Genomic DNA, 13,824 nt, shown 5'->3' on the forward strand with positions numbered 1-13,824 from the left:
AACGCTGTTAAGATAATAAATCAGAATAAAAAAAACCTGCCTTTTTGCTTGTGGGCAATTAAAGAAAGACAGAATTTTAATGTGAGAAGCTAAGGAGGGATGGTGGGGGCGTACATATAGACGGCAATAATTGCCACGCTGAAATTACAATAAGAGCATGCGGTTTGTCAAGCGTAGATATAATAAGGTTTTGTTAAATGCATTTTATGCGGTGGCGGGAAGCTTTTTGCTGTTCCTGCTGTTGAATTGGATATTACCCTTACCGGACAGAATCGAGTATTCCACCATTATCACGGATGATAAGGGGGAGGTAATCCATGCTTTTCTTACCCACGACCAGCAGTGGCGGATGAAGACGGAGCTTGGCGAGATCTCGCCGCTGCTGCGTAAGACCATCGTCGAGAAGGAAGACAAATATTTCTACTATCATTTAGGGATAAATCCTTTTGCAGTGTGCCGGGCATTTGGCCGCAACATCCTGCTGCACCGGCGCACCTCCGGGGCGTCCACCATCACGATGCAGGTGGCGCGGGCGCTCGAGCCGAAGCAACGGACGTATTGGAGCAAGATAAGGGAGATGTTTCGCGCCTTGCAGCTGGAATGGAAGTATTCCAAAACCGAGATACTGCAGATCTACCTCAACGTGGTTCCCTACGGCGGCAATATCCAGGGTGTCAAGTCGGCATCTATCCTGTATTTCAAGAAGAACCCCGACCATCTGTCACTGGCTGAGATCACGGCTTTGTCCATCATCCCCAACCGGCCTTCTTCGCTTGTGATAGGGCGAAACAATGACCTGATAGTCCAGCAACGGAATAAATGGCTGCAGCGGTGGGCAAGGGAGAAGGTTTTTACGGAGAAGGAGATCGCCGATGCGCTGGCCGAACCGTTGACGGCAACAAGAGGCACTGTCCCTTCTTTGGTTCCTCAATTGGCGCAAAAGCTGAAGAAGCGGGGCGGGCCTATCGTTCATAGCACGGTTCAGCTGAACACCCAATTGAAGCTGGAGAAGCTGATAAAAGATTATTCGCGGACGCTGGCGTTAAAAAATATCCGCAATGCGGCGGTGATCGTACTGGATAACCAGACGCACCGGGTAGTGAGTTATGTCGGCAGTGCGGATTTCCATGACTCGGCGGATGGCGGCCAGGTAAACGGGGCGGCGGCGATCCGGCAGCCGGGGAGTACGCTAAAGCCGTTGTTGTATGGTCTTTGCATCGACGAGGGACTATTGACGCCCAAGCGGATGATCACCGATGTACCGATAAACTATGACGGCTATGCGCCGGAGAACTACGACCGGCGGTTCAATGGCTATGTAACGATGGAATATGCCCTCGGGCATTCGTTGAACATCCCGGCGGTGAAGAGCCTGAAGGCGCTGGGCAAGGACAGGCTCATCCGCAAACTCACAGAGTGCGACTTCCGGCAGGTAGACCGCGACCGAAAGAAGCTGGGACTGTCGATGATCCTGGGCGGATGCGGGGCAACCCTGGAAGAGCTGACAGGGTTATATTCCATTTTTGCCAATGAGGGAAAGTATATACGGCCGCGGTATGCACAGGACGACAGCAGCGGGAAAGAGGTGAAGGTACTCAGCCCGGCGGCGACTTTTATGATCAACGAGACCTTGTCAAAGGTGAACCGGCCGGATTTCCCGCTCAACTGGGAGAGTACGGTGCATCTGCCAAAAATAGCGTGGAAGACGGGAACATCCTATGGCCGGCGGGATGCCTGGAGCATCGGGTATAACAAACGCTATACGGTGGGCATCTGGGTGGGCAACTTCTCCGGTCTCGGCATTCCCGAGCTGAGTGGCGCCAATGTAGCGACGCCCTTGCTTTTCACCGTGTTCAATACCATCGACTATGATGACGATGCCTCCTGGTTTAGCAAGCCCCGGGACTGTGACGTGCGGATGGTCTGCTCAGAGACGGGGCTGCCACCGGCGGATTTCTGTACCCACCTGGTAACCGACTATTTTATCCCGCTGGTGTCCACTGCAAAGAAATGCGACAACCGGGAGGAAGTGTTCGTATCGGCCGATGAAAAAATGGCGTACTGCCGCATCTGTCTTCCACCGGCGGGTTATAAGAAAAAATGGTACACCGTTATTCCCCCGGAGATGAAAGAATACTACGATGCGAATCATATCACTTATCAAAGTATCCCGCCCCATAATCCAATGTGCGAGCGGGTGTTCAGGGAGGGCGCACCGGTGGTAACGTCACCGGCTAACGGGAGTGAATACCTTATCAACCGGAAGGACCCGGAGCCTTTGCTGCTGCGCTGCCGCGTGAGCAATGATGTCTCGAAGGTATTCTGGTATATCAATGATAAGTTCTATAAGAGCGGAGAGGCGGGTTCCAGGGAATTCTTTGTTCCCGATGAGGGACCGGTGAAGATCTCGTGTACGGATGACAAGGGGCGCAACCGGAATGTGTGGATACGGGTGCGGTATGTGAATCTTTAGCCGGTCAGGAGGCCCAATTGACATAGGTGCCTACCAGTTTCCAGTCGCCGCTTGTGGTCAGCCGAAAAACATAGGTGGTCCCTTGACCGCAGCGTTGGCCGCAGACGAAATTGAGATCGATGACGGCGTATTGACCATCGTCCGTGAATTGCGGGAGGGAAAAGCTGAAGACGACATTTTTGGTCTTCCACAGCAGCGAGTCGGCCTCTTTCCGGGTAACGCAGACGGCTTTGTTCAATTTCGGTTGTTGCCAGAGATAGGGATAGCGGGAGAGATAGACCTTCTCGGACAGCTCGTTGAGGATATTGATGGAGAGCGGTTCCTTCAGGTGGTACTGTATCCAGTTATCATAATTGTACTTTAGAAAACGGCAGGAGTCGGTGCCCACGACGAGATAATAGTGCTTGACGTCTTTGGGGATGACGGTGGTGTCGATGGAGTTGACGAATTCTTCCGGGCTGGGCAAAGCAGCGCCCGTCGAAGACTGCTGTGAGCGCGCAGCGAGGGAGAGGACAGTGGCCAAAAAAAGGGGGACAATCCGGCTGATCATCCCCCAATTTCGAAAAAACAACGTTAAGACTTTGATAAAGCTGATTAATCCGCTTTGTGGACGCTGCCCGCGCCGCTGACGTGCTGGTTGACCTCGGTGGCGTTGCCTTTATAGGTGACACTGCCGGCGCCACTCACCTGGGCATCCAACTTTACGCTTGCATATACTTCTGCATCACCGGCACCGGAGATGTCTACGGTTGTATTTTCCGCCATCAGATCGTAGCAATGTGCTTTGCCGGCCCCTGTGAGATTGAGGTCGACTTCTTTTGTCTGCCCCTTTAAATTGATGGACCCGCTGCCAGAGACTTCGGCCCTCAGCTTCGGAGCATTTACTTCCATGTTGATATCACCTGCCCCGCTGATGTGCATTTCCAGGTTTTCCGGGTTGACGATCTTTGTCTGGCCGATGATGTCACAGGCGCCCGAGGCGTCGATGCTGTTGTATACGGGAGCCGTCACATAAACGAGGATGTCTTTTGTGGGCCTGAGATTGTAGCCGTGCTTCTCATGGATATAGATCTTATCGCCTTCCTGGCTGACCTCCATGTATTGAAGGAGGTTCTCGTCGCATTCTATTTTGACGGAGGCACGATCACCCTGGGAGACCATGACCTTTGCCGAACCGCCAACGTCCACATTCTTGAAGTCGCTGACCGGCCGGTCTTCTGTCCGGATGTTGCCGTTGCCATGAACCCTTTTGCCCATAAAGTCCGTGCAGGAAGCGAGCAGCAGCGGGAGGGCGAGGAAGAGGAAGGCGAAGCGGAGTGGGATAAAGGCGTTTCTCATTTTGTTTGTTTTTGGTGAGCGAAAATTAGGATTTTCTGCGGTAACTTCGCGTCACCATGACGGAAAAGATCCTAATTCTTGACTTTGGCTCCCAATATACTCAATTGATCGCCAGGGCTGTACGTGAGGCGAATGTATACTGTGAGATCATCCCCTATCACAAATCCATCGAGTTTGACCCTTCCTTGAAGGGTATCATCCTTTCCGGGTCGCCTTTTTCGGTGAATGATGCCAATGCGCCGGTGGTGGACATTGCCACCCTGCACGGCCGGTTGCCGGTGCTGGGGGTTTGTTATGGCGCCCAGTTGACAGCCAAGCAATTCGGCGGCCGGGTTGCCAATTCCAGCAAACGGGAATATGGGCGGGCGCTGTTGCACAAACAGAAAGACAGTGTGTTGTTGAAGGATGTTACGGAATTGTCGCAGGTATGGATGAGCCATGCCGACACGATACTCGATCTGCCGGCAGGGTTCGAAGTCCTGGCGAATACGGAGAATATCCCCTATGCGGCGTTCAAGAAGGGAGCCGCGACCGGCAACGGGACGGCCGGCGCGGAAGGCGAACAACCCTTGTATTGTCTGCAATTCCATCCGGAAGTCTATCACTCCATCGAAGGCAAGAAGATCATCAGGAATTTCCTCGTTAATGTTTGCGGTTGCAAGCAGGACTGGACACCGGCGCATTTTGTCAGCGACACAGTTGCCGCCCTGCAAAAGCAGATAGGGCAGCGGAAAGTGATCATGGCGCTCAGCGGCGGGGTGGATTCCACCGTAGCGGCGACGCTGATCCACAAGGCGATTGGTGACCGGCTGATGGGGATCTTTGTCGACAATGGAGTGCTCCGCAAGGATGAGTTCGAACAGGTGCTCAGTACGTACCGGCAGATAGGCCTCAACGTGAAAGGCGTCGATGCCAAAAATTTATTCTATTCCCAACTGGCAGGGAAATCGGACCCCGAGGCCAAGCGAAAGACGATCGGCCGGCTTTTTATCGAAGTATTCCAGGACGAGGCAAAGAAGGTGGAGGGTGTGGAATTGTTGGGACAGGGTACGATCTATCCCGACGTGATAGAAAGCGTCTCCGTACATGGCCCTTCGGTGACGATAAAATCCCATCACAATGTGGGGGGATTGCCTGAGAAGATGCATTTAGAGCTGGTAGAGCCGTTGCGCTTCCTGTTCAAGGATGAGGTGCGGCGGGTTGGGGCCGAACTGGGTATCCCTGACGATCTGCTGCAAAGGCATCCCTTCCCCGGTCCGGGACTGGCTATCCGCATTTTAGGGGAAGTCACGGAAGAAAAGGTGCGATTATTGCAGGAAGCTGATCATATCTATATAAAGGGGCTTAAGGACCATCATCTTTATTCAACAGTATGGCAGGCGGGAGCGATCCTGTTGCCGGTGAAGAGTGTAGGGGTGATGGGGGACGAGCGCACCTATGAGTTTACGGTTGCCCTGCGGGCCGTGACCTCCGTGGACGGGATGACGGCCGACTGGGCGCATCTGCCTTATACCTTCCTGGCGGATATCTCCAACGACATCATCAATTCGGTGAAGGGGATCAACCGGGTGGTATATGATATCAGCAGTAAGCCGCCGGCGACCATTGAATGGGAGTAGTGGGAGTAAGCGCCAGGCCGGGATCCAGCGGGAGTAGCTATGAACAAAAACATCCGATATTCTTGTTTGTTGTTGGTATTGGGTCTGACCCTGGGGGCAGACGCCCAGGTGGACAGCACGATGCGCCTGAATGACAGTTTGCGTCGAAAGATCGCCATTTTCGCCCCGCTTTATCTTGACTCTGCTTTTGATGCCACGGGCGCCTATCGATACGACAAGAACTTTCCGAAATTTATAAACCCGGGTCTGGAGTTCTACGAAGGAGCCCGGATGGCGCTCGACACCCTGCAAAAGGAGCATGCGATGCTGGATGTCCGGCTTTATGATACCCGTGCGGCGGGTATGAGTCTGCAGCAGCAGCTGGATAGTGCGTCGGCCCTTGGAGTCGACCTGATCATCGGGCAGGTGAACAGCGCCACAGAGCTACAGCAGATAGCTACGGCCGCCATGCGGAAGAACATTCCCTTTATCAACGCCAACTATCCCAATGACGCAGGGATCACCAACAACCCCAGTCTTGTCATTCTCAATTCTACTTTACGCGCGCATTGTGAAGCGATCTACCGCTACCTGCAACGGAACTATCCCACCAGGCCGCTGGTGTTCTTCCGGAAGAAGGGATCACAGGAGGAAAGGCTGAAGGGATATTTTACCGAACTCGATAAAAAAACGATGGGGGTGCCACTGAAAATAAAATATGTCACCCTCGAGGACAACTTCGATGCCCCGGCGCTGGCGGCCAGTATGGATAGTCTTACGCAAACAGTATGCATTGCCGGCTCGCTGGACGATGATTTTGCGACAAAGCTTTGCGCGTTGCTGGCTACGCTGAATAGATCCTATCATACCACCATCATCGGCATGCCTACCTGGGACAATCTCGATCTTGCGCGTCCGGAATTTGCCGGAGAAGAGATAGCTTACTCCACACCTTTTTATCTCAATCAGGCAGATACGCTGGTAAAGCTCATTACGAATAATTTCAAGACAAGGTTCTATTCCCGGCCCAGCGATATGGTGTTCAGGGGCTATGAGTCTACCTATCATTTTGCCAAACTGCTGTTGTTACATGGATCGAATCTGAATGGTAGCATCGGGGAGAAAAAATTCAAGGTCTTCAACGACCTGGAGATCATGCCGGTGTTCCTCAACCGGCAAACGATGACGCTGGACTACTTCGAGAACAAAAAGCTTTACTTTATCCGGAAGCTGGATGGGGCGGTGGTTGGGGTAAATTGAGTAAATTTACTCTATGAACAAGTCGATGGTGATACTCCTGCTTGGGGTGATGGGTCTTGCGTTTACTACAGTGATGCGGATATTCAGGGAAGACGAACCGGTGCCGGTGCCCCCCAGTCCGCAACGAAGCGGGGATGCAGCAAAAGGTTATATCTATCTGACGACGGGCGACTATATCAAGAGTGGCATCCCCTACGATTATTTTTTCCTGGGTTTTCCAAAAAATACAAACAACTATCTTCATCGTGATAGTCTGAATGCCGTTGTACCCCACGAATATACCGCGGTGAAGGCGGCCAACGGAGTAGAAGTGGTGGCGCCCAACTGCCTCGAATGCCATGCGCAGGTGTTCGACAACAAATTGGTTATCGGGCTGGGTAATACCTTTATCGATTTTACGGACAGAAAGAAGCTGAATCCCCGGGCGGCCGGTATGGCCGAACGGCTGTTGATGCAAACCGACGCAAAAAAGTACGATGCGGCCGAGCCGTTCTTTCGGGCAATGAAGATGATCAGCGGCCAGCTCTACACGGAAGTACGAGGTGTGAATGCGGCCGACCGGCTGGCCGATCTGCTGGTCGCGCATCGTGATCCGCAAACGCTGCGTTGGAGCAACGCGCCGGTGATCGATGTGTCGGGAAAAGTGGTGCCGACGGATACGCCGCCGTGGTGGTGGCTGAAGAAGAAGCACGCGATGTTCTACAATGGGTTTGGACGGGGTGACTTTGGGCGATTCCTGATGGCGTCGAACCTGCTGACGGTGAGCGACAGTTCGGAGGCGCGGGAGGTGGACGGTCATTTCAATGACGTGCTGGCATATATCAATTCCATCCAGCCGCCGAAATACCCCTATCCTATCGATGCCCCCCTGGCTAAAAAGGGCGGTGTGGTTTTTGTTCAGCATTGCGCCAAGTGTCATGGCAATTATGGCGATGGGGGTGAGTATCCGAACCTGCTGATCCCGGAGTCGATCGTGGCAACGGATTCGCTGCTATACAAGAGCAATTATCAGAGCCCGCAGTTTATCGAGTGGTTTAACAAGAGCTGGTTTGCGCAGGGTGACCATCCGGCACGGCTGGAACCCTTTGACGGCTATATCGCCCCGCCGCTGGACGGCATCTGGATCACTGCGCCCTATCTGCACAACGGCAGCGTACCCACACTGGAGGCGGTGCTGGACAGCAAACTGCGGCCTACCTGGTGGTCGCGGGATTTCGAGCATCCACAATATGACTATGCACACGTGGGCTGGAAATATACCCGCGAGGACAGTGCAAGGGGGACGGCGGTGTACAATACCACGCTGCCGGGGTATGGGAATTATGGCCATACGTTTGGCGACCGGCTCAGCGCGCAGCAGCGGAAGGCCGTCATCGAATACCTCAAGACGCTGTAGGTCGACGCAGGATCGTTGGCGCAGGCTACTCCCGATCGTTATGGAGCCGAACTCGAGGGAAACCGGATGAAGAACTGATCGCCCTGCCGCTGATACCCAAATAGTTCCGGCGATAATTTGGACTGTCGTACGCGGCTGACATAAAACGACTGAGTTTCGGCGAATTCGGGAGAATTCTCCGACCCCAGCATAAAGGTGAGGTAGCTTTTAAACCGCACGGGCGACCGCGTCTCGTCGAAGCTGGCCTCCTGGTATTTGATCTGTCCGCCGCCAAAGGTGGTGGCCATATGCCATACGAGGGAATCAGGCATGAAGGTGATGAAGCTTCCAGTCTGATCGACTGGCGGCAGGTCTTTGGTGATGCCGGTGCCGGGCGGGATGAAATCCATGCCGCTGGGTACTACGAACACCCCGTTGATCTCGCGGACGTACTTGCCGGTCTCCGTGCCGGTGAAGCTGGCATGCGGATCGAAGAGGCTGAAAGAATGTTCGTCGCGGATAAGCGCCGATTTCTTCCAGTTGATGTAAATGGGTTGGCTGGATTTGTTGAAGATGATGAGGTTCATGTTGCCTCCTTTGCCCATGAAGGCGTAGGTAAGCCGCATGGTGTCGTTCTCCCAGGAGAAGCTGTGCTTATCGGTCTTTGGAATTTGGGAAGAATCGAGGGTAAGGTATTGATAAGTGTTGCAGCCAAAGAGAGAGGCCAGGAGTAAAGTCAGGAGTGTAAAGCGTCGCATAGGTTAAAACTTTGCGTTAAATTAATCAACGGCTTCCCCTTTTTCAGTTAAGAGATCATTAATGAGTAGAATTTAATCTTATTGTTAAAATGCGGTTAACCATCGGATATCAGACCATTGCAGCCTGGATGGAGGCGGAGGGGCGCCGGCCTTTTGCCTTCCAGGAAGAGGCATGGGAGCATATACTGGCGGGGCGATCGGGTCTTGTAAATGCACCGACAGGATGTGGGAAGACTTTTTCGGTATTCCTGGGTGCGCTCATCGATTTTATCAATGCCCATCCGGAGGACTACCGGACGCGAAGTGCGAACGGGTTGCAGCTGTTGTGGATCTCGCCGCTGCGGGCCCTGGCGAAGGATATCGGCCGGGCAATGGAAGAAGTGATCCGGGGCCTTGGGTTGCGCTGGCAGGTTGGAATCCGCAATGGAGATACAGAGGTGAGCGAACGGCAGAAGCAAAAAAGGCGAATGCCGGAAGTACTGATCATCACCCCGGAGAGCTTGCACCTGCTGCTGGCACAGAAAGGATATCCGGAGGTGTTCAGGAGTCTGAAGATCATTGCCGTCGACGAATGGCACGAGCTGTTGGGGAGCAAGCGTGGGGTACAGGTAGAGCTTGCGCTGGCACGTATTGCGCGGGTAAAGGAGGCTGCGGTTTCTATTATTGGAATAAGTGCCACGATCGGCAACCTTGAGCAAGCAAAGGAAGTACTACTTGCTTCGCTGCAGGGAATGGCCGGCGCCATGGGGGGAGCAAAGGATTTCATCGTTCGCGCAAACATCGATAAACCTATAGACGTGGAATCCATTCTGCCGGACGAGATAGAGAATTACCCCTGGGCCGGTCATCTCGGGTTAAAGCTGATACACAAGGTGATCCCTATACTCGAGCAGAGCCGCACCACGCTGATCTTTATCAATACCCGGGGGATGAGCGAGACCTGGTACCAGTCGTTGTTGAACGTGGCTCCCGACCTGGCGGGGGCGCTGGCGCTGCATCACGGGTCTATCGACATGGAATTGCGCAATTGGGTGGAAGAGGCCTTGCATGAAGGGAAGCTGAAGGCGGTAGTGTGTACGGCCAGTCTTGATCTTGGGGTCGATTTCCGGCCGGTGGAGACCGTGATACAGGTAGGCAGTCCCAAAGGGGTTGCACGGTTTCTGCAACGGGCGGGGCGCAGCGGGCATCAGCCGGGGCAGGTGAGCAAGATCTACTTTCTTCCCACCCATTCGTTGGAGCTGATGGAAGCCGCGGCGTTGAAGTCCGCGATGACGGAGGGGCTGATCGAGAGCCGGGAGCCGATGCTGTTGTGTTTCGACGTACTGATCCAATACCTGAGTACGCTGGCCATTTCAGACGGGTTCTATCCCGATGCTTTGTTCCCCGAATTACGGTCGACATATTGTTACAGTGAAATGACGGAAGATGAATGGCTGGAGATCCTGCATTTTATCACGGAAGGCGGGGTGGCGTTGCAGCAGTATGATGAGTATAAGAAGGTGGAGGTGATGGAGGATGGGTTGTATAAGATAAACAGCCGGCGGGTGGCGATGCGTCACCGGCTGCATATCGGGACGATCGTCAGCGACGCCATGTTGAAAGTGCGGTTCACCACCGGGGGTTTTGTAGGGATGATAGAAGAATATTTTATTTCCCGGCTGGACCCGGGGGATGTGTTTACGCTGGCAGGGAGAAATCTCGAATTTGTCATGATCAAGGATATGACGGTGCTGGTGCGAAAATCGAATGCGAAGAAGTCGAGGGTTCCCAGCTGGAATGGCGGGCGGATGCCGTTGTCGGCCAACCTGGGGATGATGTTGCGCCGGAAGCTGGATGAGGCGTCGGCGATGGTGGAGGGCGGCTCGGGGTCGAAAGATCTGGAGTTAAAGGTATTGCAGCCCCTGTTCGAATTGCAGGCAGCCCTGTCGTATATGCCCAGGGAAAATCAGCTGTTGATCGAACAGATAGAGACAAAGGATGGTTTTCACCTGTTTGTCTATCCTTTTGAAGGCCGGTTGGTACATGAGGCGATGGCGGCCCTTTTGGCCTACCGTATCAGCCGGACGACGCCGATAAGCTTTTCCTTTGCGATGAACGACTATGGATTCGAGCTGTTGAGCGACCAGCCTATTCCGGTGGATGATACGAATGTCTTCGAGTTGTTTAGTCCAGATGACCTGACGGCGGATATCCAGCGAAGCGTCAACAGCGCGGAGATGGCCCGGCGGAAATTCCGGGATATCGCGGTCATCGGGGGGCTTATCTTCCAGGGCTATCCTGGTGAGTATGCGAAGGCCCGGCACCTGCAGTCGTCGGCGGGATTGTTGTTCAATGTATTCAGCGAGTACGACCCGCATAACCTGTTGATCCGCCAGGCCTACAACGAAGTGATGGACCAGCAGATGGAAGAACGGCGGTTGCGGAACATGCTCGAGCGTGTCAGCGGCGGAAGCATCGTCCTGCGCTGGCCGGCAAAGCTGACGCCTTTCTGTTTCCCGTTGAAGGTGGACAGCATGCGGGAGGATCTTTCTTCTGAAAAGCTGGAAGACAGGGTGCGGCGCATGCAGGCACAACTGCGATAGCAGCGGATGGTTGTTGACGATAGATTATCGTAGGTATTTCAATTGGCTGGCGTAGAGAATGATAAAGACCAGAACAATGATGGTGCCAATGATGCCACCAAAGCCCATGAGGGCGCCCGTACCCAGAAAGATCGCAGAGGTAATGATTGGAAGCACCTCACCGAGGACATAAAATGTATAGCCGGTCTTTTTGAGCTTGCGCATCTGGATGGCCCCGTAGATGCAAAGGGCGCAGCCGATGAGGCTCAGCAGGAGGATGGGAAGGCGGTTCTCCAGTGATCTGCGGGCCATTTCGACGGGGTCGTTGCCCATCATGCGTTTGGCGAAATCGGGCATCTGGTCCAGGTTCATGGACGCTAACTGATCATAAGAAGCTTTTGCGCGGGCAAAGCCCCAGAGAGCAGAAACGATGCCGAGACCACTACCGATGAAGGTGAGGATGGTCAGGACATTGAGCATCTCGGGTATTTTGCGGGGTTCTTCGATGATGGAGTTGTCTCCGGCTGGGCGATTGAGGTCGGCCATATGGTGTAGTTTTAATCCTTCTAAGTAAATACAATTTTAAGGAACCGCCAAATCAGTATCTTGCAATAAAGGAATCAACAAGGGTATTCATCTATGCAACCAGCATTTCCATACCGTATCAAAGGACAGCAGTTATGGCTTTCGGCCGACCGGTGTATCTATTGGGAAGAAGAGCGGTCGCTCATCGTTTCAGATCTTCATTTCGGCAAGACGGGACATTTTCGAAAGGCGGGCATCGCGGTGCCGCAGTCGGTATACCGCGAGGACCTGTTGCGGCTGCTCTGCCAGATACAGTATTTCCGGCCACGGCAGTTGTTGGTGGTAGGAGATCTTTTTCATAGCCGGGAGAATAAGGAGCTGGAGCTTTTCTTAAAATGGCGGGAGGATTTCCCGCATCTGGGGATAGAACTGATAGAAGGCAATCATGATATTCTCCATAAAGACTGGTATGAGAAGGCCGCGATCAGGGTGAACCCTGGTGTTTTGACCTTGGGGCCTTTTTCGTTTGTGCATGATATAGAGGAGGCGGCCGCAAGTAATACCTATTATTTCTCCGGGCATCTCCATCCCGGTATCCGCATCAGTGGGATGGGCAAACAGAGTCTCCGGTTTCCCTGTTTTTATTTCGGATCGGAATATGCGATCTTGCCGGCTTTTGGGCGATTCACCGGTACGGTGTCGATAGACCCGGCGCCACAGGATCATGTCTTTGCCATCCTTCCGCCTGCGAATGGAGTGCCCAGGGTTGGGGCGCCCAGGGGGCGGCTGCCGATGGGCGGAGTACGGACTCCGGCGAGGGATATGGGTGAGCGAAACAGGCCGGTGACGAGGCCCCGCAGCGCCGGCTGGATAGGGCCGGGCAGTATTTTCCGGATTCAATAACAGGCCAGCCCTTGCTTAATGGGCATGCCGCTGCGCCACAAATCAGTTCATCTTTTTCTTCAGCGTGCTCACCTGCTCCTGCAGGTTGGTGACCAGATTGGCCAACTGATTCACATCCCAACGCTGCTGGGTGTTGGCCTTGCTGATGATCATCTGTGCTTTCCACACCTCGATGATGTCATCGGAGTTGACATTATAGGGCTGATACGCCGTATTGTCACTTATGAGCGTGAGCTTGCTTTTGGTCTTGTTATTTTTCATCACTCTTTTATAGACGATGCCCTCGTTGCGGGAGACGACGACATAAGTCTGGTTGCTCTTTATCTCTTCCAGGTCGTCGACCTTTTCGCCCACAATGACCGAGCCGCTGGGGGTAGGCAGCATGGAATCCCCTACGATCTCGAAGGCGCGGTATGTTCCGGGGGCCAGCATGGGGAGGGTGAAGGTGTTAAGCTCGTCGAGGAATTCGGGGTCGGCATATCCGGCCAGGTAACCGGCTGCCGCCTTTACAGGGACCAGCTGGATATCAGTGCTGGCGGCGATGAGCTTCTGAGCCCGTCGTTTGGAGATATAGCTGCCGCCTTTGCTGTCGCTCAATTCCTTGCGCAGCAGTTCGTCAAGGGTAAGCTTGAACATATCCGACACTGTCTCGAGCACTTCCAGCCTGGGTTCAGCCCTTTCTTCCTCGTAGGCGCCCAGCAGGGATCGTTTGATCCCCAGTTTTCCGGCAAATTCTTCCTGTGTCCAGCCCCGCAGCTTGCGGAGATATTTGAGATTTTGTCCTGCTATTGACATAGACTAATATATTTAGTACTAAGATACTAACATCTTTACCAATGTAAAAAAATATTTTTTTGAGGCCCTGGCGGTCAGGCTGCAGAGGGTGGGTAGACGCTCAACTCCCGCACATATTTTGTACATTTGCTTCCCTGTCAATTTGACCTTCCGGCAAGGGTAGCATCAAATTTGACCGTTTTACGGGGGCCTTGGGTCCGCCAAAAGCGCGGATGGGGGGTAAGAAAACTATAAAATC

11 protein-coding genes are annotated in these 13,824 nt (G+C 53.6%); 6 read left to right on the top strand and 5 right to left on the bottom strand.

Annotated elements, in window-relative coordinates:
- Positions 1-190 precede the first annotated feature (190 nt).
- A complete protein-coding gene (gene pbpC / locus IEY39_RS15205; RefSeq protein ID WP_229688925.1) occupies positions 191-2,473 on the top strand; it encodes a penicillin-binding protein 1C in 2,283 nt (760 codons plus the stop codon).
- Between the two features lie 4 nt (positions 2,474-2,477).
- On the opposite strand, the gene IEY39_RS15210 is transcribed toward pbpC, so the two are convergent.
- Both IEY39_RS15210 and IEY39_RS15215 read right to left on the bottom strand, forming a co-directional pair.
- Positions 2,478-3,023 carry a hypothetical protein gene (locus tag IEY39_RS15210; RefSeq protein ID WP_188933025.1) on the bottom strand — a complete coding sequence of 182 codons (546 nt, stop codon included), beginning with the start codon at positions 3,021-3,023 and terminating at the stop codon, positions 2,478-2,480.
- Positions 3,024-3,067: 44 nt separating this feature from the next.
- Complete coding sequence (locus IEY39_RS15215) at positions 3,068-3,811, bottom strand: head GIN domain-containing protein (RefSeq protein WP_188933027.1); 744 nt, start codon at positions 3,809-3,811, stop codon at positions 3,068-3,070.
- 56 nt (positions 3,812-3,867) lie between these two features.
- On the opposite strand from IEY39_RS15215, the gene guaA reads away from it, so the two are divergent.
- From guaA to IEY39_RS15230, 3 genes are read left to right on the top strand one after another with little or no spacing between them, the layout of a single operon-like run.
- On the top strand, positions 3,868-5,430 hold the full coding sequence (gene guaA, locus IEY39_RS15220) for a glutamine-hydrolyzing GMP synthase (RefSeq protein WP_188933029.1): 1,563 nt from the start codon (positions 3,868-3,870) through the stop codon (positions 5,428-5,430).
- Between the two features lie 39 nt (positions 5,431-5,469).
- Positions 5,470-6,669: a type 1 periplasmic-binding domain-containing protein gene (locus IEY39_RS15225; RefSeq protein WP_188933031.1), complete on the top strand. Its 1,200-nt coding sequence runs from the start codon at positions 5,470-5,472 to the stop codon at positions 6,667-6,669.
- Between the two features lie 13 nt (positions 6,670-6,682).
- Entirely contained in the window at positions 6,683-8,065 is a 1,383-nt protein-coding gene (locus IEY39_RS15230; RefSeq protein WP_188933033.1) for a c-type cytochrome, read from the top strand.
- A gap of 38 nt (positions 8,066-8,103) precedes the next feature.
- Here IEY39_RS15230 and IEY39_RS15235 read toward each other — a convergent pair whose 3' ends face one another.
- Positions 8,104-8,802, bottom strand: a complete 699-nt coding sequence (locus tag IEY39_RS15235) for a hypothetical protein (RefSeq protein WP_188933035.1) — start codon at positions 8,800-8,802, stop codon at positions 8,104-8,106.
- 89 nt (positions 8,803-8,891) lie between these two features.
- Between IEY39_RS15235 and IEY39_RS15240 the strand changes: the two genes are divergently transcribed.
- Positions 8,892-11,384, top strand: a complete 2,493-nt coding sequence (locus tag IEY39_RS15240; RefSeq protein WP_229688926.1) for a ligase-associated DNA damage response DEXH box helicase — start codon at positions 8,892-8,894, stop codon at positions 11,382-11,384.
- 24 nt (positions 11,385-11,408) lie between these two features.
- Here the strand turns inward: IEY39_RS15240 and IEY39_RS15245 are convergent, their stop codons facing one another.
- Positions 11,409-11,909, bottom strand: a complete 501-nt coding sequence (locus tag IEY39_RS15245) for a hypothetical protein (protein ID WP_188933037.1) — start codon at positions 11,907-11,909, stop codon at positions 11,409-11,411.
- A 93-nt stretch (positions 11,910-12,002) separates the two neighbouring features.
- Between IEY39_RS15245 and pdeM the strand changes: the two genes are divergently transcribed.
- The gene (pdeM, locus tag IEY39_RS15250; protein ID WP_188933043.1) at positions 12,003-12,791 is read left to right on the top strand and encodes a ligase-associated DNA damage response endonuclease PdeM; all 789 of its coding nucleotides are present in this window, start codon (positions 12,003-12,005) and stop codon (positions 12,789-12,791) included.
- Between the two features lie 42 nt (positions 12,792-12,833).
- Here pdeM and IEY39_RS15255 read toward each other — a convergent pair whose 3' ends face one another.
- The gene (locus IEY39_RS15255) at positions 12,834-13,586 is read right to left on the bottom strand and encodes an XRE family transcriptional regulator (RefSeq protein WP_188933045.1); all 753 of its coding nucleotides are present in this window, start codon (positions 13,584-13,586) and stop codon (positions 12,834-12,836) included.
- Positions 13,587-13,824 lie beyond the last annotated feature (238 nt).

Origin of the sequence: Puia dinghuensis (assembly GCF_014642875.1) — a bacterium.
Lineage (GTDB): Bacteria > Bacteroidota > Bacteroidia > Chitinophagales > Chitinophagaceae > Puia > Puia dinghuensis.

Excerpts from the sequence above, each read along its gene's own strand:
- IEY39_RS15210 (WP_188933025.1), bottom strand. The coding sequence starts at position 3,023 with ATGATCAGCCGGATTGTCCCCCTTTTTTTGGCCACTGTCCTCTCCCTC.
- IEY39_RS15215 (WP_188933027.1), bottom strand. The coding sequence starts at position 3,811 with ATGAGAAACGCCTTTATCCCACTCCGCTTCGCCTTCCTCTTCCTCGCC.
- guaA (WP_188933029.1), top strand. The coding sequence starts at position 3,868 with ATGACGGAAAAGATCCTAATTCTTGACTTTGGCTCCCAATATACTCAA.
- IEY39_RS15225 (WP_188933031.1), top strand. The coding sequence starts at position 5,470 with ATGAACAAAAACATCCGATATTCTTGTTTGTTGTTGGTATTGGGTCTG.
- IEY39_RS15230 (WP_188933033.1), top strand. The coding sequence starts at position 6,683 with ATGAACAAGTCGATGGTGATACTCCTGCTTGGGGTGATGGGTCTTGCG.
- IEY39_RS15235 (WP_188933035.1), bottom strand. The coding sequence starts at position 8,802 with ATGCGACGCTTTACACTCCTGACTTTACTCCTGGCCTCTCTCTTTGGC.
- IEY39_RS15240 (WP_229688926.1), top strand. The coding sequence starts at position 8,892 with ATGCGGTTAACCATCGGATATCAGACCATTGCAGCCTGGATGGAGGCG.
- IEY39_RS15245 (WP_188933037.1), bottom strand. The coding sequence starts at position 11,909 with ATGGCCGACCTCAATCGCCCAGCCGGAGACAACTCCATCATCGAAGAA.
- pdeM (WP_188933043.1), top strand. The coding sequence starts at position 12,003 with ATGCAACCAGCATTTCCATACCGTATCAAAGGACAGCAGTTATGGCTT.
- IEY39_RS15255 (WP_188933045.1), bottom strand. The coding sequence starts at position 13,586 with ATGTCAATAGCAGGACAAAATCTCAAATATCTCCGCAAGCTGCGGGGC.